Raw genomic sequence first — 20,387 nt, 5'->3', positions numbered from 1 at the left:
GGCCACGGTATCCGCGCAGCCAGCACACAGGAACATGCAGAGTGCACTGATTCTCATGAGAGATGTGCACACCGCATAAGCGTCACTCTGCGGGGGCGTCACAGAATGGAGGCATGTCAGCGCACACCACGGAATCGTTCGACGCCCGCCTCCACGATCGGACGATCGTCCTCATCGGGGGCGGCTCCGGGATCGGCCTCGAGGTCGCGCGACGATCCCTCACCCTCGGAGCCGAGGTCGTGCTGGGCGGGCGCACGCCGAGCCGGCTCGAGGCCGCGGTCGCCGAACTCGGGCCGCGAGCCCGCTGGAGCACGGTCGACACCTCCGACGAGGAGTCGATCACCCGCTTCTTCGCCGACGTCCCGACCGTCGACGGCATCTTCACCACCGCGGCCGACTATGTCGTCGGGTCGATGCGAGACCTGGATCCGCAGGCGGCCACTTCCCCCTTCGAGTCCAAGTTCTGGGGGCAGTATCGGGTCGTGCACGCCGCCCTGGACCTGCTCTCCCCCGAGGCCTCGATCGTCCTGATGTCCGGAGCGGCGAGCGTGCGCCCGCCCGCCGCCGCGCCCGCGTACGTCGCTGCCAACGCGGCGATCGAAGGCCTCGCGCGCGGCCTGGCCGTCGAACTCGCACCGGTCCGCGTCAACGCGGTGTCGCCCGGGACGATCGACGGCAACCTCTGGGCGAACCGCGACGAGGCGGCCCGCGAGACCGCCTTCGCGCAGTTCAGCGCCGATACCCTGCTCGGTCGCCCCGGCACCGAAGGCGAAGTGGCGGATGCCGTCATCCACCTGTTCGTCAACGGCTACACGACCGGCTCGACGCTCTACGTCGACGGCGGGTATTCGCTGCGCTGAAGGCTGGCGCGGCTGACTCGACGGATCAATCATGGGTCGTCGACTGACGTGATCCGGACCTGCCGCAGCCGGTCCCTGCAAACTCTCGAGCTTCAAATACGCCAGCGCGCACAGGACCGCGAAATCCGCGGAATCCTACGACTCCTGAGGCGCTGCTGACCACTACGCTGGGCGGCATGAAGCATATCGCCACTGGAATCCTCCTCGTTGGCGCATTGGCAACCATCCTCGTCGGGTGCAGCGGCACATCAGGATCCGATGCCGCTGCGGAGAAGTTGCCCAACGTTGCAGCATGCAAAGACTTCGCCGCCCTCACCCTGGACCTGGACAATCGAGTCGCAGAGAATGACGTTCTCCTGGAACCGCTCGCGGACCTGAACGCCGAGTTCGACACGATCGCCCTCTCCGCCGACGGCGACGTGAAGACGCGGATGATGGCAGTCGAGGAGGCCATCCCCGACCCCCCTCACATGGTGGTGTTCGGAGACAACCGTGAGGTCTACAACGACGCAATCGACGCCGTCTCTCGCGCCTGCACTGCCGCAGATGCCGAGGTAACCGTCACGCCTCTTACGCACGGCGTCGGCTGAGTCTCTGGCGCTAACTGTCGCCAAACAGCCAACAAGAAGGGTTGCCATTTCGCGCACACTTCGTCTCTGAGTCTGCTATCTGGCCGCGCACGGAGCGAAGGCGATCTGATGGGGGGGGAGGATCCGCAGGATTCCCTCCTCCAGAGCGCATGTGGCCCTCCGGTTCGGGAGCGCGATGGCGCTGCGAAGTATCAGTTGCGACCCACTTCAAGTGAGTCGAACACTCCCGTCGCCAGCGACGAGCGATTCGGGCGGGCTTCGCCGATCGGAGCCGGGCTGGCGATGCGTACGGCGCCACCGCGCTCAGTCGAAGAGGCTGCGGACTTGACGTCGCAGATCAAATCGCGTGCATTGCCTTGACAACACTCGCGGCGGCATGCCGAAAACTCAGGCAGATGCACCAGTAGATTCCAGAGCGCCGACTCTTTGATTGTCAGGGCAGTGGACGGACGTTGTCGATCCGGTACGCGTCCCCGTCGGGAACAAGTTCAAAGTCGTCTGCGATATACCCCAGATCGATCAGACGCCCCCGAATCTGATCAGTGAACGAGATTTCCCGGGGAAGGGCTCGGTCGTAGGTGAGGTTGGACCGGACCTCCCGCTCGCCGTCGAAGACGGTGAGCGTCCAGCCGTTTCGATTGGCGCCCATCGCGCTGGCGTTCCTCTTAAGCACTGCATGCAGGTTCATGATTGTTCTCGTCTCTCGCCCGTGCGGACGTCACCTACTACTATCGGCCGCGTCGCGATTCGAACGCCACGAGATGGAGTCGGAGACGTGCCTTCACCCCGGAACATAGAGTTGTCCGACTTCGTAGACGTTCACGTCATAGCCGGCATCCACTTGGCCTGATCTGCCGATGGACCGCCCTGAGGCCCATCTTCGAGTCGCAGGTGCGCGACGCCCTCGGCCCGAGGCTTGCACAAGCAATCAGCTCCGATTCTGCGTTGGCATTTCCAGAAACGACTCTGCTGGTCTATTCTTTCACCTGTAGGTGAAGCTCCTAGTCCCCAGCTAGCCGCAGTTTTCGCATACCTGAAAGAAGGAACTGATGGCATCCTCGACGCTACTCACGCGCGGGACGGTACTTGTCGACGAAGAGACCCAGGCGCTTGCGAATGAAGCAGTCAAGGCCGCGGGCGACGACAAGATCGCGCAGCTCACTTTCACCACCGAAACCGGAGTCGTAGTACCGCTGCCTCCCCGAGTGGTGGAGTTGCTCTCCAACGTACTCAACCGGGTCGCGCTCGGCGGCGCGATGAGCGTCCAAACGATGCCCGACTTGCTGACGACATCCGCGGCGGCGGAGCTGCTTGGCGTGTCGCGTCCCACAGTCATGAAGTTGATCCGCGATGGGGTGCTGACGCCGGTTATGGCTGGCTCTCATCACCGGCTTCATCTACGAGAAGTGGCTGCCGTTCGGGCGCATCGGGAACAAGCTCGCCAGGAAGCAATCGAGACTCTCATCAAGCTGGGCGACGACCGGGTGTAGTCAGAGAGCGCGCGGTAGTCTGAGCGTGTGCGCACCCCCGTGGCCTTCGTCGATGCGAACGTCTTACTTTCCAAGACGCTGCGCGAGTGGCTGTTTCTGTTGCGCGCACACACCAACGGCGGGCTGTTCGTGCTGTTCTCGTCCGAGAACGTGTTTGCCGAGGAGCGACTCGCGGTGGATCTGCGGGAGCTACTCAGGGTGAGCATGGACGACATCGTGGCGGACTACCCCGCCGGTCCTGACTTGCCTGGCGCTGACGAGCGCGATTCCGGCATTCATGCCGCAGCCCTCGCGAGCAACGCCATCTACGTGATCGTTGAGGATGGTCGGTACGCCGAGGTAGACACAGACAATCTCGCCTATGAAGTACACACTGCCGACTCGTTCTTCATGCTCGTTGCGGCCAACGCGGCCAGGGCGGTGGACGACGTCATTCTGGAACAGTTCGATCTCTTCCGCGGTATCGAGGGCTCGAAGCGCCCCGACCTCGCTCTCGAAGATGCTGGATGTCCGGAGTTTGCGAAGTGCGTTCTCAAGCACATGCAGAGCATGTTCAAGGGCGAGTCCACGCAGGGGATCGCCGACGCGCTGCTACTCGGCGCCGCGAGGTCCTGAACTCACCCGTCCCGGACAACAGGTTGCAGGAGGCGATACGCCTAGGATGCGCGTCACCCCCGAGCGCTCACACCGACTTGACGGACGATTCAATGAACACCGAATAACAGCGGTGTAGTTCCTAGGGCGTGTCCCTGCTTCATATTCACCCCTCAGAAGCCGCCTACGAACGTCTGGCGAGTGAAGCCGGAGAAGGTGGATCAAAGTTGTCGAGCGCTTGCCTTCTGGGCCGCTGTAAGCCATCTGGGGGAATCCCACCTCTCCCGATGTCGGAGGTAGGGGGTACACTTGTAAGTGAAAGGAATAGGAAGACCCCGACTCGCCAGAGCCGGGGCTCAGGCAGGTCGGGGTCGGATGTCTTTGGTCGGACAGTTCGACCCTAAGCGCAATTCGTTGCGTGATCAAGCCCACTCCCGTGGGTTGGTCAAGCCTGCCTTCCGTGCACCCGGATCCTCCGGGGCAACGACACAGAAGGAGGCCTATCGTGGTCCAGCCGTACCCCACCATCGAGCAGGTGGTAAACACCGCCCGCACCAAGATCCAGGTGACCGAGGAGGAGCTCGCGGAGGCGCGGAAGCGTCGCACCGCCATCGCCAACGCTCTTCGCAAAGAGTTCTCTGGTTCTCGCGTCTACTACAACGGTAGCGTTGCGCACGGCGATGCACTTACGCCGCTGACCGACGTCGACCTCGGCATCGTCATCGCCGACCCGCGCCGGGAGTACGGACCCGGCAAGAAGGGTCCGACCCAGCTGCAGGAGCGCGCCGCCGCTGCAATCCGCCGCGAGCTCGCTGACACGTACGAAGATCTGCGCATCGAGTTCCGCGGCCGCAAGCGTTCGATCCTCATCCGGTTCCGGGACCCGATTCGCCCAGGTCTCCCCGACTTCACCGCGGACGTCATCGTCGCCATCGACAACGCGTCAGGCGAGGGGCTCTACATCCCGCGCTTCACCGGCTGGGATCGCTCCGACCCCGAGGCGCACACTCGCATGATCGCAGAGGCAAACAAGCGCACCGAGGCCATCTTTGCGCGCACGATCCGCCTCCTCAAGCACTGGAATCGGATGAACGGCGACACCCTGTGCACCTGGAACATCAAGGCGCTCGCGCTCAGCGCCGGTATCGCCAGCGGCTCGCTGATCACCGCGATGCGCACCTGGTTCGACTACGCCATCGAATCGTTGAAGCAGGGTGAGACGCAGGATCCTGCTGGCGTCAGCGACAAGCCCATCAAACTCAAAGCCACGCGGACCGAGGTCCTGGGACGGCTCCGTGACGCCTCGGCCCGTCTCGAGAAGGCCGTCGAACTCGACCAGGCTGGCTTCCCGGTTCTGGCGTGCAAGGAGCTTGCCGACATGTTCAACGATCCGAACATGCTGCCCGCACCGGCGCACGCGAACCTGCTCCGCGAGGGGGTGCGCTTCCACGCGAAGCCCTCCTCGACGTTCGGAGCACCGGCGTTGATCACGTCCACACCGACCCCGGCAGCGACACCCGTGCGCTCGTGGGGTGTCCGGTGAGTTGTCCGGGGCTGCCTCAGGTGGCGCTGTCCGAACCTCTGGGTGTCCGTCGGTTTGAGCCGTGGTGGGGCAGTGAGGCTGGATGGCTCTACCCGCTCGAACGGGAGGCGCGCCAGCAGTACAGTTCGCGCCTTCGCCGCATAGAGCGACCGAGCCTGCTCATCTACGTCGCGGATGTCCCGGTTACAGCACGCCCGGCGCCGGTCCGTGTGCGTGTGGAGTTCCATCGCTACCCGACCTACTTGACCTACGATCTGGCGCCATCCAACTATCCTCGGGTGTTCGCTGACCTGGGGGCAGCGTCGCCGCACCGCATGCCGGATGACAGCCTGTGCCTGTTCCACCCGCACGACCCTGTCGAGCGGAGGTGGACGCCGGACAAGGGCCTCAACGAACTGCTGAACCTCGCTGCGCGGCACCTTTTTGCTGAGGACTACTGGCGGAACAGCAACTACCACTGGCCCTTCGATGAGGCACCGCACGGGTTGGAGGAAGCTGCCTGATGGAGTGGGCGAACATCTTCAGCGCCTGTTTCTGGTTGTCCGAAGCCGGTGCCACCATCGTCGCTGCGGTCCTCGCCGCAGGTATCGCGGTCGGCGGCTACATGTGGCAGCAACGGCAGTCTCGCGCGGACAAGCGGGCAGTCATGTACAGCGAGGCCCTGCGCGCCGTGGAAGACTACGCGGAAGCGCCGTTCCTTGTTCGCCGACGGCAGGGAAAGGATGCTCGGGCCACGGTGAGTACGCAGATAAGCGAGATTCAGTCCAGGCTCGCGTTGAGCGCAGCGCTCCTGACGATCTCGGCGAACACTCACATCGCGGAGGCGTACGACAACCTCGTCGCAATGGCCAAGAGCACCGCAGGTCCCGCGATGACAGAAGCATGGAATTCACGCCGACTCCGGCATGACTCTGAAGTCCCGTGTCCCGCGCCGTACGACCGCAGCGCGATCCTGGAAGCGCGGAAGGAGTACCTCGCGGCCATCCGGCAGAGGGATCGCGTGGCATCGCGTCTCGTCAACGGGTAGTCGCGAGCCCTTCGCATCGAGGAGCGCGGGATTCCGGTGTCAGTCGACGAGCAGTGCCGGCTCCTCCAACACGGACGCCACGTCGGCGATGAACCGGCTCATACCGTCGCCGTCGATCACGCGGTGGTCGAAGGAACCCGCGACCGTCGTCACCCAGCGGGGACGCACCTCGCCGTCGACGACCCAGGGCTTCTGGCTGATCGTGCCCATGGCGACGATTCCGGCCTCGCCGGGGTTGATGATCGGGGTGCCGGCATCCATCCCGAACACGCCGATGTTGGTGATCGTGATCGTGCCGCCCTGCTGGTCGGCCGGCGAGGTCTTGCCCTCGCGAGCCGTGAGCGTCAGGCGGTTGAGCGCCCGGGCGAGGTCCTTCATGCCCAGGTCCTGCGCATCCTTGATGTTCGGCACGAGCAGGCCGCGCGGGGTCGCCGCTGCGATGCCGAGGTTCACGTAGTGGCGCACCGAGATCTCGGCTCCGGCATCCGTCTCGATCCACGCCGCGTTGACCATCGGGGTGCGGCGGGCCGCCCAGATCACGGCGCGCGCCATGATGAGCAGCGGCGAGACGCGGATGTCGGCGTAGTCCGGAGACGCCTTCAGGCGCTTGACGAGCTCCATCGTGCGGCTCGCGTCGATCTCCTTCCACACCGTCACGTGCGGCGCCGAGTACGCGCTCTGCACCATCGCCGATGACGTGGCCTTGCGGACGCCCTTGACCGGGATCGACTCCGTGCGTCCGTCATCGCTCGCGCCGGCGGGAGCCGGAGCGGGGGCGAGTCCACGGGCGAGTCCGGCCGGGGCGCTCTGCGGAGCGGGAACCGTCTCCTCGCGCACCTCTCCCCATTCGGGCGTCTCGATGTTGCGGAAGACGCTCGCCTGGGAGGCGTGCTTCACGACGTCGTCGCGCGTGACCTCGCCGTCGGCGCCGGTGGCGGCCACGGCGGTGAGGTCGACACCGAGGTCGCGGGCGAGCTTGCGGATCGGAGGCTTCGCGATCACGCCGACCGACGAGCGCACGGCTCGCTCGGCCGGACGCTTGCGACGCGAGGTCGCACCTCCGCCGGTGCCGTAGCCGACCAGCACGGAACCGCCGCCCTCCTCGGGTGCCGGGGCCACCGCGACCGCGGGCGCTGCAGCGGCATCCGCCGTGGTGAAGGTGATGATCGGCGAGCCGACCTCGACCGTCGCCCCCTCGGCCGCGAGCAGCTCGCCCACGACGCCGGCGTGCGGCGACGGCAGCTCGACGAGCGACTTGGCCGTCTCGATCTCGCAGATCACGTCGTTGATCGCGACCGTGTCGCCCGGGGCCACCTTCCACGACACGATCTCGGCCTCGGTCAGGCCCTCACCGACGTCGGGGAGGTTGAAGTTCTGCGTGCTCATGAGGATGCCTTTCGGAACAGTGTCAGTAGGCCAGGGAGCGGTCGACGGCTTCGAGGATGCGGTCGGCATCCGGGAGGTACAGGCCCTCGAGCTTCGCGGGCGGGAACGGGGTGTCGTACCCGGAGACGCGCAGCACCGGCGCTTCGAGCGCGTAGAAGGCGCGCTCCATGACGGTCGCGGCGATCTCGCTGCCGAGGCTCGTGAAGCCCTGCGCCTCCTGCGCGTAGACCATGTGTCCGGTCTTGCGCACCGAGTCGAGGATCGGCTCGTAGTCGACCGGCGACAGGGACCGCACGTCGACGACCTCGCAGCTGGCGCCTTCGGCTTCGGCGAGCGCCGCGGCCTGCAGGAGCGTCGTGACCATGGCGCCGTGTCCGACCAGGGTCACGTCGGTTCCGGTGCGCACGACCCGCGAGGCGTGCAGCGGAGCGGAGGACGCCTCGAGCTCGACCTCGCCCTTGGGCCAGTAGCGGCTCTTCGGTTCCATGAAGATCACCGGGTCGTTCGACGCGATCGCCTCCTGGATCATCCAGTACGCGTCGTTCGGCGTCGAGGGCGAGACCACGCGCAGACCCGGAGTGTGCGTGAAGTACGCCTCCGGGCTCTCCTGGTGATGCTCGACCGCGCCGATGTGCCCGCCGTAGGGGATGCGGATCACGATCGGCAGCGAGATCCTGCCCTCGTGCCGGTTGGTGAGCTTCGCGAGCTGCGTGGTGATCTGGTCGAACGCCGGGAACACGAACCCGTCGAACTGGATCTCGATGACGGGGCGGAACCCGGTCATCGCGAGTCCGATCGCGGTGCCCACGATCCCCGACTCGGCCAGCGGGGTGTCGAGCACCCGCTTCTCGCCGAAGTCGCGCTGCAGGTGCTCGGTCACGCGGAAGACGCCGCCGAGCTTGCCGATGTCCTCCCCCATGAGGATGACCTTCGGATCGTTCTCCATGGCCTTGCGGAGGCCGGCGTTCATCGCCTTGCTCAGGGGCATCGTCTCGAGAGTCATGCCTGTCCTCCCTCGAACGACGCCTCGTACTTCGCCTGCCAGGCCTTCTGCTCCTCGATCAGCGGATGCGGGTCGCTGTAGACGTGGTCGAACATCCGGCTCACCGGCGGCGGTCCGAGCTCGACGGTGCGGGCACGCAGGTCCTCCGCGGCATCCGCCCCCTCCGCGTCGACGTCGTCGAAGAAGGATGCCGCGGCACCCCGCCCCTCGAGGAACGTGCGCATCCGGACGATCGGGTCGCGCAGCGCCCAGATGTCCTCCTCGTCGGTGTGCCGGTACTTCGTCGGGTCGTCGCTCGTGGTGTGGGCACCGAGGCGATACGTGACGGCCTCGATCGCCCGCGGACCCTGGCCGCTGCGGGCCTCGTCGAGCGCGACACGGGAGACCGCGTAGCTGGCGAGCACGTCGTTGCCGTCGACCCGGATGCTCGGGATGCCGTAACCAGCGCTGCGCTGCACGAGCGGCACGCGCGACTGCGTCGTGACGGGCACCGAGATCGCCCAGTGGTTGTTCTGCAGGAAGAAGACCACGGGGGCCTGGTAGCTCGCAGCGAAGACCATGGCCTCGTGCACGTCGCCCTGACTGGAGGCGCCGTCGCCGTAGTAGACGACGACCGCCTCGTCGCGGTCGGGGTCGCCGATGCCGCTGCGGCCGTCGAACGAGAGCCCCATCGCGTATCCGGCCGCGTGCAGCACCTGCGAACCGAGCACCAGCGTGTAGAGGCGGGTGTTGCCGTTCTTCGGATCCGTCGGGTCCCAGCCGCCGTGCGAGACGCCGCGCATCAGCTTGATGATGTCGACCGGGTCGACGCCGCGGATGCGGGTGACGGCGTGCTCGCGGTAGGACGGGAAGATCGTGTCCTGAGCGCGCGCCGCCCGGCCAGAGCCGACCTGCGCCGCCTCCTGACCGCGGCTCGGCGGCCACAGCGCGAGCTGCCCCTGCCGTTGCAGGTTGGTCGCCTGGGTGTCGATGGCCCGGATGACCACCATGTCGCGGTAGAACTGCTCGAGCTCTGCATCGCTGATCGCCTCGATCAGCGGCAGATACTGCTCGGCAGCAGGGCTGGGCGCGAAGCGGCCGTCCTGATCCAGGACGCGGACGAGTTCAGTCTCTGACGAGGTCACATCCCTCACGGTACCCGCGCCCGCATGCCCGGTCACGCATACCTAGGGCCCCCTCGTATCTCCCGGGAAACCGGAGAATCGGGCGGAACGGCGGGCGACGCGGGCTCAGCGAGCGGCGGCCGCGACCTCGAGGACGCGGGCGATGGAGTCCTCCTCGCCGGCGGAGATGCGGATGCCGTCGCCGGGGAACGGACGGACCACGAGGTCGTTCTCGATGAACGCCGCGGCCACCTCCTCGGTGCGCTCTCCCGTCGGCAGCCAGACGAAGTTCGCCTGGGAATCCGGGACATCCCAGCCCTGGGCACGGAGGCCCTCCACGAGGCGCGTGCGGCGCTCGACGATCACGGCGACCCGCTCGAGGAGCTCGGGCTCGGCGTCGAGGCTCGCGATCGCGGCGTTCTCCGCGGCGGACGTGACCGAGAGCGGGATGCCGGTGGTGCGCGCGGCATCCAGCACCTTCTCGTGCCCGATCGCATAGCCGACCCGGAGTCCCGCCAGACCGTACGCCTTCGAGAAGGTGCGCAGCACCACGACGTTCGGATGCTGCTCGAACACGCGCTCGGCGAGACCGTCGACCGCGTCGGGCGCCGTCACGAACTCGGCGTACGCCTCGTCGAGGATGATGAGGATGTCGGCCGGAACCCGTGCGACGAACGCGGCGAACTCGGCGCTCGTGACGATCGGCCCGGTCGGGTTGTTGGGCGTGCAGACGATGATGGCGCGCGTGCGATCGGTGACGGCATCCGCCATCGCATCGAGGTCGTGCCGGGAGTCGGCCGTCAGGGGCACCTGCACGCCGGTCGCGCCGGCGACGAGCGGGAGGCTCGGGTACGCCTCGAAGGAGCGCCACGCGTAGATCACCTCGTCACCCGTCGACGCCGTCGCGAGGATCACCTGGTGCAGGATCGAGACGCTGCCCGAGGCCACATGCACCTGGCCGGGCTCGACGCCGTAGCGCTCTCCGAGCCGCGCACGCAGGCGACCCGCGGTCGCATCCGGGTAGCGGTTGATCGGCGTCGTGCGCTGCAGTGCCTCGAGCACCGACGGCAGCGGATCGAAGGGGTTCTCGTTGCTGGACAGCTTGAACGCGTCGGGACCCGCCTGCCTGCCCTGCCGATACGGCGCGAGCGCGGCGATGGCGGGGCGGATGCGGGGCAGGATCGGCTCGGTCACATCGCCAGTCTAGAAGTCTCGGGTCCCCGGGCTACGGGAGAAGTGAGTGGTACCATTCTGGTATGGCTATGACCGTGCGGCTCCCGGAAGAACTCGATGCCCAGCTCGAGGCGATCGCCCGCGCCCGGCACACGTCAAAGCACGCGGTGATCATCGAAGCGGCGACGCGATTCGCGAACAGCGAGACGAAGACCGATCGCGTGCTCTCGATCGCCAAGAGCGTGGCGGAACGGTATGCGGACACGCTCAAGCGACTCGAAGACGCCTGACCCGTGGCGACGGAGTACATCGAGCCGGAGCAGGCGCTCGCTCTGATCGAGAGGCTCGGCCTGCATGTGCGGGACGAGGGCCTTCTGTTCTCTGCGCTTGCCCGGCCGTCGGCTGGCATGTTCGGCGTCGACGCGTACCCGACATTCGAGGAGAAGGCTGCGGCGCTCATCAGTTCCGTGGCGCAGAATCACGCCCTCTTCGACGGGATCAAGAGAATCTCGTTGTTTCTCACCTTCATCTTCATCGAGCTCAACGGATATGAGGTGACGTTCACGAACGACGAAGCCTTCGACTTCGTCCTCGACGTCGCCCAGAGCAGGCTCGAGTTGAAGGAGATCGCTGAGGTCATCGCGGCGCACATCCGCTGACGCCACTTCCTGACAAGCGCGGGCGGGCGTGCGACACTGGACGCACTATGCGCTTCATCATCCGCGTCGTCGTCAACGCCTTCGCCCTCTGGGTCGTCACGCTGATCCCTGCCCTGCAGGTCGTGATCACCGCGTTCCCGCCCGGCGAGACGCTCCAGCTCGTGCTGACGCTGCTCGCGGTCGCCGCGATCTTCGCGATCGTGAACACCATCATCGGCACCGTCGTGAAGATCGTCGCGTTCCCGCTCTACATCCTCACGCTCGGCCTCATCGGGCTCATCATCAACGGCTTCCTGCTCTGGCTCACCGCCTGGATCACGAGCGGGTTCGGCTGGGGCCTGACGGTCGGCGACTTCTGGTGGGGCGTGCTCGCCGCGCTCATCATCTCGGTGATCAACGGCATCTTCGGCTTCATCCTCCGCCCGCAGACGAAGAAGCAGCGCCGCCGCGACTGAGACTCCTGTCGCCGAGGGCGCTCATCGAAGGGGCTCCTCGCGTTCGCCGTGGTACTCGGTGCGCTCGACGGAGACGGCCTCGCCGAGACCGACCCAGTACTCGTCGAGGGCCTCGGCACGGGGATCGTTCGACTCGTCGATCATCTTGGCGGTCTCCAGATACGGCTCGAACCTGTGCGGCGCGAGCAGGAGGTCCTGGATCCCCGGGTTCGGGTCGGCGAGACGCGTCGCGGTGAAGCTGTCCGGCGAGCCGGTGCCACCGGGAGAACCCTCGCCCGCCAGGCTCGACACGACGTCGTCGGTGTGCGCGATCTGGACCACGAGCTGGTCGTCGCGGAACGTGCCGCCGGTGGGGCTTCCCGCCGTCGCGATGAAGTCGACGTCGTACTCGCTCTCCATCCCGAGATGGACCGCGATCATGCCCGACTGGGAGTGGGCGACGACGCCCACCGTGTCACCGGGACGCGCCCCCGCCGCCTCCAGCGCATCGAGCGTCGCCTGGTACGACGCCGACTTCTCGCCGGTGTAGAGCTCACCGTTCGACTTCATGTCCCAGGGCTCGGCGCCGCCCGCTTCCCACGGAACGAAGTTCTGCGTGCCCTTGAGGTAGACCATGTACTTCGTCGACCCGTCTGCGAACGTGAGCTTCTCGACGGCGACCTGCGCGCTCGCATCCTTCGGCATCCTCTCGAAGGCACCGCGCAGGGTCGACGGAGGAGCCGCCGGGGTCGATGCCCGCACGGGGGTCACGGTCACCGGTTCGACGCTGCCCTTCAGCGTCATGCCGGGGAGGACGGTTCCGAGGCGGGCGGTCGTGCCGACGAACGCCCCGATGAGCCACAGCGGCGGCAGCAGCCCGCCCATGTCCCACTGCGTGTCCAACCCTTCGAACCGCTCCTCCTTCCAGCCGCTCCGCTCCAGCCGGCCGGCCAGGACGCCGATGCGATCGTCGGTGGCCAGCAGCCGATCTCTCCGCGCGAGGAGGGCGCCGGCGGCTGCGGCGTCCGAGTGAGCCAGCGCCTCCGCCTCTGCGCTCAGTTCGACCACCTCGAAGGCGTCGGCCATCAGCAGCGTGCCGGTCGCCGCGTCCTCCGTCTCGGTGCGCAGCTCGACGATCCGCGTGGCGCATGACGAGAGGGCCGCGGTGTCGACCTGGCCGGCGAGGGAGGAGGAACCGGCGATGTGACACGCGCGCTCGATCGCCGCGCGAGCGTCATCGAAGTGCTCGGTCAGCGCCATCACGCGCGCACCGACGTCGCGCATCTGCTCCGTGTCGACCGCGATCGCACCACCGTGATCGATCTCCAGTTCGCCGCTCACTGCGCCACCGCCCTTTCGAGCTCCCACTCCCGAACGGCGAGCGCACCCCGCTGTTCCCCCGTGCGCTCCGTGAGAAGTCGGAGGAGCTCGTTCAGCGCCCTGACGCCGTCGGATCGCCAGTCCGAGTCGTCGACGAGACCGACCAGAGCCGCTCCTGCGGTGTCGAGGGCGGTCATGGCGGAGCGGACATCCTGGAGGGCGGAGACCTGCGCCCAGAGGGCTTCGGAGACGCCGGCCTCGGCGTGTGTGAAGGAGTGCATGCGCCCAGCATCCGTGATCCACCCCTGTCGCCGGAGCCGCTTTCGCCGCAGCGGTGGAGAGCCGGGATGCGGCCACCGCTGTGCAGGACAGCCGACGCCAGGCAGAATGGACGGGTGACTTCCCCGGATCCCTTTCGCGTGATCTTCGTCTGCACGGGGAACATCTGCCGCTCGCCCATGGCCGAGGTCGTGTTCCGCGACCTCGCCGATCGGCAGGGATTCGGGCCGCGCGTCGTCTCGCGCAGCGCCGGCACCGGCGACTGGCACCTCGGCGAGCGCGCGGATCACCGCACGATCGACTCACTCGCGCGGCGGGGCTACGACGGATCGCAGCATCGTGCCCGGCAGTTCACCGCGGCATCCTTCGCGGACAACGACCTCGTCGTCGCCCTCGACCGCACGCACGAGCGCATCCTCCGCGAGTGGGCCAGGGACGAGGACGAGGAGGGCAAGGTCACTCTCCTGCTCGCCTTCGACCCGAATGCGTCGACGCACGACGTCCCGGATCCGTACTACGCCGGCGCGGAGATGTTCGATTCGGTGCTCGGTATGATTGAGGCGGCGACGCGGGGCCTGTTCCAGCAGCTCGAACCCGCTCTTCGCCTCCCCCGCACGCCCCGAGCCTTCGGGGCCTCATCAGGAGGACTCCCCTGACTTTCCAGCCTTCGCTCCCGCCCCAGCCGCTGAGCCCTCTCGACGGCCGCTACCGCGGTGCCGTCACCGGCCTCGCCGACTTCCTCTCCGAGGCCGGGCTGAACCGCGCACGGGTCGAGGTCGAGGTCGAGTGGCTGATCGCCCTCACCGACCGTTCCCTGTTCGAGACCTCGCCGCTGTCGGATGCCGACAAGGAGCGTCTGCGCGCGCTGTACCGCGACTTCGGTCAGGCCGAGATCGACTGGCTCGCCGAGAAGGAAGCCGTCACGCAGCACGACGTCAAGGCGATCGAGTACCTCGTGCGCGACCGGCTCTCGACCCTCGGACTCGATGCGATCGCCGAGCTCACGCACTTCGCCTGCACGAGTGAGGACATCAACTCGGCCTCCTACGCTCTCACGGTGAAGCGCGCCGTCGAGCAGGTGTGGCTGCCCGCCCTCGACACCGTGATCGCCAAGCTCCGCGAGCTCGCCGTCGAGCACGCGGACGCCCCGATGCTGTCCCGCACGCACGGACAGCCCGCGACGCCCTCGACCATGGGCAAGGAGATCGCCGTCTTCGCGTGGCGTCTCGAGCGCGTGCGCGGGCAGATCGCCGCCTCCGACTACCTGGCGAAGTTCTCGGGTGCGACCGGCACCTGGTCGGCGCATCTCGCCGCCGATCCCGACGCCGACTGGCCGACGATCGCCCGCGAGTACATCGAGGGGCTGGGGCTCGGCTTCAACGTGCTCACGACGCAGATCGAGTCGCACGACTGGCAGGTCGAGCTCTACGACCGCGTGCGTCATGCCGGCGGCATCCTGCACAACCTCGCCACCGACATCTGGACGTACATCTCGCTCGGGTACTTCGCGCAGATCCCGGTGGCCGGCGCCACCGGGTCGTCGACGATGCCCCACAAGATCAACCCGATCCGCTTCGAGAACGCCGAGGCGAACCTCGAGATCTCGGGCGCCCTGTTCGCGTCGCTCGGCCAGACGCTGGTCACCAGCCGCCTGCAGCGCGACCTCACCGACTCGACGACGCAGCGCAACATCGGCGTGGCCTTCGGGCACTCGCAGCTCGCCCTCGACAACCTGCGCCGAGGACTGAACGCGATCTCGCTGTCGCGCGACGTCCTGCTGGCCGACCTCGACGTGAACTGGGAGGTTCTCGCCGAGGCGATCCAGACCGTCATCCGCGCCGAGGTCGTCGCCGGCCGCTCGACGATCACCGACCCCTACGCCCTGCTCAAGGAGCTCACCCGCGGTCACCGCGTCGGCGGAGCCGACCTGGCGACCTTCGTCGAGGGGCTCGAGATCGGCGACGCCGCGAAGCAGCGCCTGCTCGCCCTCACCCCGGCGACCTACACGGGGATCGCGGAGCAGTTGGCGCGCTGACGCCTCGCGCCGACGCGGGATTACGCCCGGTCGCGCGTGCATAACTCAGCAGATCCTTCGGCGGCGGGAGCCTGCTTCCGCGTCTTTCCGGGCCGCCACTCTCGCGCGGCGTGCATTCTTGCTGAATTGTGCACGCAGAGCCTCGCCGCGAGCTAGCCGTCGACCTCGCCCGACCGCTCGACCACCGCATCCTTCGGCATGAAGGCGGCGGCGAGCAGGGTGAGCACGGCGGTCACGGCGACCGCGACGAAGACCCAGAAGGATGCCGCGATGATCGTGTCGGGGTCGCCCGGCCCCGCGCCCTGCGCGATCACCGAGTTCGAGATCGCCCCGAAGACGGCGACGCCGACGGCGCTGCCCGCTGATCGGGCGAACGCGTTCATGCCGGTCACGGCGCCGCGCTCCCCCCAGCCGACCGAGGCCTGCGCCGCGATCAGCGTCGGAGCGGCGCTCCATCCCAGACCGAAGCCGAACAGGAACGCGACCCCCGCGATGACGAACGGGTTCGGCCACGGCGAGACGGCGGCGAGGGCGATGGCGGCGATCGTCGCGATGCTCATCCCGATGAGGGTGGTGCGGCGGAAGCCGATCCTCAGGTACAGGCGCCCGGCGTTCGCCGCCGAGAGCGGCCATCCGAGGGTCAGCGCGGCGACCGCGAGCCCGGAGAGCAGCGGAGCGATGCCGATGGATCCCTCGAGATACGCCGGGGCGAAGCTCGTCACGCCGATCATCAGCGCGCCGACGCCGAGCGAGACGATGGTGGTCGTGAGGATCAGCCGCCGCCGCGCCAGGCGCAGATCGACGATCGGCTCCGCGACCCGTCGTTCGACGAAGACGAACGCCGCGAGCGCGAGGATGCCGACGCCGAAGCAGAGGGCGCTCTGCACCGACAGCCACGCCCAGGCGTTGCCGCCCTCGAGCATGCCGAGGATGATGCCGGTGAGCCCGATCGTGAGAAGCACGGCTCCGGCGTAGTCGATGCGGTGCCGCTGCGTCTGCTTCTTCTCGTGATACGTGCGCAGCAGCATCCACCCGGCGATCAGACAGAGCGGGATGTTGACCCAGAAGATCCACCGCCACGCGTCGAGCTGCGCGAAGATGCCGCCGAGTGCCGGCCCGACGACCGACGAGACCGCCCAGACGCTCGCGACGTAGCCCTGCACCTTGGCGCGTTCGGCGACCGTGTAGATGTCGCCGACGATCGTCATCGACATCGGCGCGACGGCACCGGCGCCGAGGCCCTGGATGACGCGGAACACGATGAGGGCGGGCATGCTCCACGCGAACCCGCAGAGGATCGAGCCGAGCAGGAACAGGGCGATGCCGAGCAGGATGATCGGCTTGCGCCCCACCGTGTCGGCGAAGCGCGAGTAGATCGGCACGCTCACCGCCTGCGCCAGCAGGTAGACGGAGAACAGCCATGGGAACTGCTGGTAGCTGCCGAGCTCCCGGACGATGCTGGGCACGGCGGTCGCCAGGATCGTGGCGTCGATCGCGATGAGTCCGGTGGAGAGCATCAGCGCGCCGAGGATGGGGCCTCGCTCCGACCGCAGTCCGATGGAGGCGCGGTCGACGGAGGCAGTCACTCTAGGCACAAGCCCCGAGTCTCCGGGAGTATTCCTGATCGGCGTGGCGGACACGCAGGGTGCCGGGGCAGGGAGAGCCCGGCCGCCGGCACCCTGCGGTTCAGTCGGCCGGCCCGAGATCGCGCATCGGCTTGCCGTTCTTGGGGTTGCCCGGCTTGACCTTGCGACGCTGTCCGTTGACGACCACGATCACGTTGCGCATGTTCGGCGCCCGATCCGCGACGATGTCGTAGGACACGACCTGCCCGTCACTCCACTCGCAGTCGACGCGATACCCGCCCCGCGCCCGCAGCCCTTCGAACGACCCGGTCGCCGACCAGTCCGCGGGAAGGGCGGGAAGGAGACGGATGACCCCGCCGTGGCTCTGCAGGAGCATCTCGACCATCGTGCCGACGATGCCGTAGTTCCCGTCGAGCTGGAACGGCGGATGGTTCGCCCACAGGTTCTGCAGGATGTTGTAGGTGAGCAGGCCGCGCACCATGATGCCGGCACGTTCGGCGTCGCCGAGGCGGGCGAAGAGGCCTGCTCGCCACGGCCAGGTCCAGGAGCGGCGGCTGTCTCCCGACACGGTCGCGGCGGTGAAGGGCACACCCTCCTTCTCGCCGCACCGCGCCTTCAGGGACACCAGCGCCGCAGCCGAGAGCTCGGGGGTGTCCGGGGTGATCTGGCGCCCGGGATACACCGCGAACAGATGCGACGTGTGCCGGTGGATGTCCTCGGGGTCGTCGCGGTCCGTCTGCCATTCCTGCAGCTGCCCCCAGTGGCCGATCTTGTTCGGCGCGAGCCGCTCCTGCATGTCGGCGACGGCCTTCCGGTACTTCTTGTCGACGTCGAGCGCCTCCGCGCACTCGAGATAGTTCTGGAAGAGGTCCCAGATGATCTGCTGGTCGTGCATGACACCGTCTTCGCGCGGCCCGTGCTCCGGCGACCAGCCCATCGGCGCCACGAGCGTTCCGTCCGGGAGCTCTTTGAGCTGGTCCTCCCAGAACTGGCAGATCTCCTTGATGAGCGGGTAGGCGAGGTCGCGCAGATACTTCTTGTCCTGCGTGAATGCCCAGTGCTCATAGAGGTGCTGGGCGTACCAGGCGCTGGCGATCGTGTTCCACTCCCACGCGTTGCCGCCGAAGATGCTCTGCGAAGTACGAGCGGTCCACCCGCGCACGTCGGCGCCGAACGCGTTGCGCGTCGCGACCCGGCTCGGCACGGCCACCTCGCGGATGAACGCGGCCAGAGCCTCGTGGGACTCGGGGAGGTCGGCGGACTCGGCTCCCCAGTAGTTCATCTGGATGTTGATGTTCGTGTGATAGTCGCTCGCCCAGGCCGGCTGGTTGCTGTTGTTCCACAGACCCTGCAGGTTCGCGGGAAGACCGCCCGGCTGGGAGGAGCTGAGGAGCAGGTAGCGCCCGTAGGCGTACAGGGTCTGCTCGAGCGTCGGATCGGACTCCCCCGCTCCGTAGCGCGCGAGCCGGCGGTCCGTCGGCATGGCCATCACCTCGTCATCGGACTGGCCCCACTGGACTTTCGCCCGCTGCATCAGGCTCGCGACCTGCTCCGTGTGAGCGGCGCGCAGGTCGTCCCAGGACAGCGATGCCGCGGCCGAGAGGGCGTTCTCGATGACAGGCCCGGGAGGCGCACCGCGCCATCCGTGCGCGGCGCTGAGCCGGTAGTCCGTGCGCGCGTCGAGCAGCAGAGTGATCGAGGACGCCCCGGCGACGCGCAGTCCACCGGATTCGGCGGTGACCTCTCCATCCGTGTCGGAGATGCTCACGACGGCCGCGTGCGCGAGCTGATTCGCCATGGTTCCGGAGAAGCTCAGTCGGCGCCCGGCGGCGTCGGCCGTGGTGGGCACGCCCTCCTGCTTCGAGACCATCGTGATGAGGGCGTCGAGCGCAGCGGGCCGATCTGCGGTGAAGCGGACGGCGATGACATCGGCCTCACGGCTCGCGAACGCTTCCCGCAGCACCGTCCCCTGTGCCGTCGCGAAGTGCGTGGTGTGGGTGCCGTCGGCGATGTCGAGCGCGCGGCGGTAGTCGACGACGGCGCGTGCTCCCGCGGTGCTGAAGCCGTCGCCCGTGAACGCGATGCCCCCCAGACGGAACGACGCGGGTGCGGAGAAGACGATCCGGTACATCGAGTAGGCGGTGGAGTTGGCGAACGCGAACGCGCGTCCGGTGCCGCGATCGGGGAACGTCTCACCGGATCGGGTGTCGAGCGCGGTCCAGTCCCGTCCGTCGTCGGACCCGGACACCGTCCAGTTCTGCGGGTCCTTCTCCGGCTCATCGGGAGCGCTCGCGAGAACGTAGCCGCTCAGCGCGCGCTTCGCGCTCAGCTCGACCTGCCAGATCACTCCGGACCCGGAGTCCGGGACATCCCACACGGTCGTGGGATCGGCGTCGACGCTGCCGACCAGCGCGTCCGCGTGACCGCTCGGCGAAGAGACGTACACGGCACTTCCCTGCGCCAGGTCGACGCCGCCCAGGGAGATCTCGGCGACCTGGAAGTGGCTGATGCCGGCCTTCGGCGCGAACACGATCCGGTAGTGGCCGTAGACCTCCGTGTTCGCGAAGGCGAAGCTCTTCGTGAAGAATCGCTGCGCGAACGGGGCTTCGGCCCTCGAGTCGAGCGCGACCCACGTCGCTCCGTCGGCGGAACCCTCGAGCCGCCAGTCCTGGGGGTCGCGGTCCGGCACGTCGTTCGCGCTCGTGAGCGAGTACGAGGACACGGCGATCGGCTCGGCCAGGTCCGCCTGCCAGATCACCTCGGCGGGCGGGGCGATCAGGCACCACTTCGTGCCGGAATCCCCGTCATACGTCTTCTCGACGCTCTCGCCCCCGGACACCTCATAGGGTCCACCGGGGGAGGTCACGGTGTTGCGCGCCCCGAACGCGACCGACACCTCGCCGAAGTCGCGGAAGGATCCGAACCCGGTGACGCTGGTGTCATACGCCCCGTCGGGCTGCCCGGCGAGCGCGTTATCGTAGTCGTTGACGCCGCCCCAGAAGCTCTGTTCGCTGAACTGGATGATCTCGGCGTCCGGGTTTCCGAACAGCTTCGCGCCGAGGCGGGCATTGCCGATCGGAAGCGCCTGAGTCTCCCAGTTCGCCGCGGGCGTGCCGTACCAGAGCGCATGTGGCGACAGCTCCGGTCGGGGAATCGCTCCGGCGGCCACGGCGCGCAGGGAGACTCCTGCGCCGTGCACGCCCGCCGCGGCGGGCCGAGCTGCGAGGAACTGGGGGGCGAACGGGGCGAGAAGGGCGAGACCGCCCACCTGCAGAACCTGTCGACGGGAAAGGGGGACCATCATC

At 67.7% G+C, this 20,387-nt stretch carries 21 protein-coding genes; 12 read left to right on the top strand and 9 right to left on the bottom strand.

What is annotated here, in order from left to right; genetic code table 11:
* The first annotated feature begins 113 nt into the window (after positions 1-113).
* Positions 114-860 carry an SDR family oxidoreductase gene (locus ABD648_RS13585; RefSeq protein ID WP_282215489.1) on the top strand — a complete coding sequence of 249 codons (747 nt, stop codon included), beginning with the start codon at positions 114-116 and terminating at the stop codon, positions 858-860.
* Positions 861-1,036: 176 nt separating this feature from the next.
* Positions 1,037-1,450, top strand: a complete 414-nt coding sequence (locus ABD648_RS13580) for a hypothetical protein (RefSeq protein ID WP_282215488.1) — start codon at positions 1,037-1,039, stop codon at positions 1,448-1,450.
* 433 nt (positions 1,451-1,883) lie between these two features.
* Here the strand turns inward: ABD648_RS13580 and ABD648_RS13575 are convergent, their stop codons facing one another.
* The gene (locus ABD648_RS13575) at positions 1,884-2,138 is read right to left on the bottom strand and encodes a hypothetical protein (protein WP_282215487.1); all 255 of its coding nucleotides are present in this window, start codon (positions 2,136-2,138) and stop codon (positions 1,884-1,886) included.
* Between the two features lie 361 nt (positions 2,139-2,499).
* Between ABD648_RS13575 and ABD648_RS13570 the strand changes: the two genes are divergently transcribed.
* The 5 genes from ABD648_RS13570 to ABD648_RS13550 all read left to right on the top strand — a co-directional run bounded on the left by ABD648_RS13570 (position 2,500) and on the right by ABD648_RS13550 (position 6,104).
* On the top strand, positions 2,500-2,940 hold the full coding sequence (locus tag ABD648_RS13570) for a helix-turn-helix domain-containing protein (protein WP_282215486.1): 441 nt from the start codon (positions 2,500-2,502) through the stop codon (positions 2,938-2,940).
* A 27-nt stretch (positions 2,941-2,967) separates the two neighbouring features.
* A complete protein-coding gene (locus ABD648_RS13565) occupies positions 2,968-3,555 on the top strand; it encodes a hypothetical protein (protein WP_282215485.1) in 588 nt (195 codons plus the stop codon).
* Between the two features lie 484 nt (positions 3,556-4,039).
* Complete coding sequence (locus ABD648_RS13560) at positions 4,040-5,077, top strand: nucleotidyltransferase family protein (RefSeq protein WP_282215484.1); 1,038 nt, start codon at positions 4,040-4,042, stop codon at positions 5,075-5,077.
* Positions 5,078-5,097: 20 nt separating this feature from the next.
* Entirely contained in the window at positions 5,098-5,580 is a 483-nt protein-coding gene (locus tag ABD648_RS13555) for a hypothetical protein (RefSeq protein ID WP_282215483.1), read from the top strand.
* A complete protein-coding gene (locus ABD648_RS13550) occupies positions 5,580-6,104 on the top strand; it encodes a hypothetical protein (protein ID WP_282215482.1) in 525 nt (174 codons plus the stop codon). The genes ABD648_RS13555 and ABD648_RS13550 overlap by 1 nt, the downstream gene beginning before the upstream one ends.
* Before the next feature lie 39 nt (positions 6,105-6,143).
* Here the strand turns inward: ABD648_RS13550 and ABD648_RS13545 are convergent, their stop codons facing one another.
* The 4 genes from ABD648_RS13545 to ABD648_RS13530 all read right to left on the bottom strand — a co-directional run bounded on the left by ABD648_RS13545 (position 6,144) and on the right by ABD648_RS13530 (position 10,790).
* Positions 6,144-7,490 carry a dihydrolipoamide acetyltransferase family protein gene (locus ABD648_RS13545; protein ID WP_282215481.1) on the bottom strand — a complete coding sequence of 449 codons (1,347 nt, stop codon included), beginning with the start codon at positions 7,488-7,490 and terminating at the stop codon, positions 6,144-6,146.
* 22 nt (positions 7,491-7,512) lie between these two features.
* The gene (locus tag ABD648_RS13540; protein ID WP_282215480.1) at positions 7,513-8,493 is read right to left on the bottom strand and encodes an alpha-ketoacid dehydrogenase subunit beta; all 981 of its coding nucleotides are present in this window, start codon (positions 8,491-8,493) and stop codon (positions 7,513-7,515) included.
* Positions 8,490-9,617 carry a thiamine pyrophosphate-dependent dehydrogenase E1 component subunit alpha gene (locus ABD648_RS13535; protein ID WP_282215479.1) on the bottom strand — a complete coding sequence of 376 codons (1,128 nt, stop codon included), beginning with the start codon at positions 9,615-9,617 and terminating at the stop codon, positions 8,490-8,492. Before ABD648_RS13535 ends, ABD648_RS13540 begins: the two co-directional genes overlap by 4 nt.
* A gap of 105 nt (positions 9,618-9,722) precedes the next feature.
* Positions 9,723-10,790 carry a histidinol-phosphate transaminase gene (locus ABD648_RS13530; protein ID WP_282215478.1) on the bottom strand — a complete coding sequence of 356 codons (1,068 nt, stop codon included), beginning with the start codon at positions 10,788-10,790 and terminating at the stop codon, positions 9,723-9,725.
* A gap of 62 nt (positions 10,791-10,852) precedes the next feature.
* On the opposite strand from ABD648_RS13530, the gene ABD648_RS13525 reads away from it, so the two are divergent.
* The 3 genes from ABD648_RS13525 to ABD648_RS13515 are packed head-to-tail and all read left to right on the top strand — an operon-like array spanning position 10,853 to position 11,883.
* On the top strand, positions 10,853-11,059 hold the full coding sequence (locus ABD648_RS13525; RefSeq protein ID WP_282215477.1) for a ribbon-helix-helix protein, CopG family: 207 nt from the start codon (positions 10,853-10,855) through the stop codon (positions 11,057-11,059).
* 3 nt (positions 11,060-11,062) lie between these two features.
* Entirely contained in the window at positions 11,063-11,428 is a 366-nt protein-coding gene (locus ABD648_RS13520) for a type II toxin-antitoxin system death-on-curing family toxin (RefSeq protein WP_282215476.1), read from the top strand.
* Positions 11,429-11,475: 47 nt separating this feature from the next.
* Positions 11,476-11,883, top strand: coding sequence for a phage holin family protein (locus tag ABD648_RS13515; protein WP_282215475.1), 408 nt, complete (start codon positions 11,476-11,478; stop codon positions 11,881-11,883).
* 21 nt (positions 11,884-11,904) lie between these two features.
* Here the strand turns inward: ABD648_RS13515 and ABD648_RS13510 are convergent, their stop codons facing one another.
* Both ABD648_RS13510 and ABD648_RS13505 read right to left on the bottom strand, forming a co-directional pair.
* Entirely contained in the window at positions 11,905-13,203 is a 1,299-nt protein-coding gene (locus ABD648_RS13510; protein ID WP_282215474.1) for a hypothetical protein, read from the bottom strand.
* Positions 13,200-13,463 carry a hypothetical protein gene (locus ABD648_RS13505; protein WP_282215473.1) on the bottom strand — a complete coding sequence of 88 codons (264 nt, stop codon included), beginning with the start codon at positions 13,461-13,463 and terminating at the stop codon, positions 13,200-13,202. Before ABD648_RS13505 ends, ABD648_RS13510 begins: the two co-directional genes overlap by 4 nt.
* 114 nt (positions 13,464-13,577) lie before the next feature.
* Between ABD648_RS13505 and ABD648_RS13500 the strand changes: the two genes are divergently transcribed.
* Positions 13,578-14,117, top strand: a complete 540-nt coding sequence (locus tag ABD648_RS13500; protein ID WP_282215472.1) for a low molecular weight protein-tyrosine-phosphatase — start codon at positions 13,578-13,580, stop codon at positions 14,115-14,117.
* Positions 14,114-15,496, top strand: a complete 1,383-nt coding sequence (purB, locus tag ABD648_RS13495) for an adenylosuccinate lyase (protein WP_282217547.1) — start codon at positions 14,114-14,116, stop codon at positions 15,494-15,496. Before ABD648_RS13500 ends, purB begins: the two co-directional genes overlap by 4 nt.
* Positions 15,497-15,648: 152 nt before the next feature.
* Here the strand turns inward: purB and ABD648_RS13490 are convergent, their stop codons facing one another.
* Both ABD648_RS13490 and ABD648_RS13485 read right to left on the bottom strand, forming a co-directional pair.
* Positions 15,649-17,082, bottom strand: a complete 1,434-nt coding sequence (locus ABD648_RS13490) for an MFS transporter (protein WP_282215471.1) — start codon at positions 17,080-17,082, stop codon at positions 15,649-15,651.
* A gap of 100 nt (positions 17,083-17,182) precedes the next feature.
* Positions 17,183-20,386 carry a glycosyl hydrolase family 95 catalytic domain-containing protein gene (locus tag ABD648_RS13485; RefSeq protein ID WP_282215470.1) on the bottom strand — a complete coding sequence of 1,068 codons (3,204 nt, stop codon included), beginning with the start codon at positions 20,384-20,386 and terminating at the stop codon, positions 17,183-17,185.
* Between the last annotated feature and the right edge of the window lies 1 nt (position 20,387).

The sequence above is a fragment of the Microbacterium luteolum genome (genome assembly GCF_039533965.1).
Lineage (GTDB): Bacteria > Actinomycetota > Actinomycetes > Actinomycetales > Microbacteriaceae > Microbacterium > Microbacterium luteolum.
Note: the sequence above shows the minus strand (reverse complement) of the source record. Positions and strands in the feature narration are given on the sequence as shown.

Bases quoted from the DNA above. Each gene is read 5' to 3' on its own strand.
- ABD648_RS13515 (WP_282215475.1), top strand. From the start codon at position 11,476: ATGCGCTTCATCATCCGCGTCGTCGTCAACGCCTTCGCCCTCTGGGTC.
- ABD648_RS13505 (WP_282215473.1), bottom strand. From the start codon at position 13,463: ATGCACTCCTTCACACACGCCGAGGCCGGCGTCTCCGAAGCCCTCTGG.
- ABD648_RS13585 (WP_282215489.1), top strand. From the start codon at position 114: ATGTCAGCGCACACCACGGAATCGTTCGACGCCCGCCTCCACGATCGG.
- ABD648_RS13550 (WP_282215482.1), top strand. From the start codon at position 5,580: ATGGAGTGGGCGAACATCTTCAGCGCCTGTTTCTGGTTGTCCGAAGCC.
- ABD648_RS13575 (WP_282215487.1), bottom strand. From the start codon at position 2,138: ATGAACCTGCATGCAGTGCTTAAGAGGAACGCCAGCGCGATGGGCGCC.
- ABD648_RS13540 (WP_282215480.1), bottom strand. From the start codon at position 8,493: ATGACTCTCGAGACGATGCCCCTGAGCAAGGCGATGAACGCCGGCCTC.
- ABD648_RS13525 (WP_282215477.1), top strand. From the start codon at position 10,853: ATGGCTATGACCGTGCGGCTCCCGGAAGAACTCGATGCCCAGCTCGAG.
- ABD648_RS13485 (WP_282215470.1), bottom strand. From the start codon at position 20,386: ATGATGGTCCCCCTTTCCCGTCGACAGGTTCTGCAGGTGGGCGGTCTC.
- ABD648_RS13570 (WP_282215486.1), top strand. From the start codon at position 2,500: ATGGCATCCTCGACGCTACTCACGCGCGGGACGGTACTTGTCGACGAA.
- ABD648_RS13545 (WP_282215481.1), bottom strand. From the start codon at position 7,490: ATGAGCACGCAGAACTTCAACCTCCCCGACGTCGGTGAGGGCCTGACC.
- ABD648_RS13580 (WP_282215488.1), top strand. From the start codon at position 1,037: ATGAAGCATATCGCCACTGGAATCCTCCTCGTTGGCGCATTGGCAACC.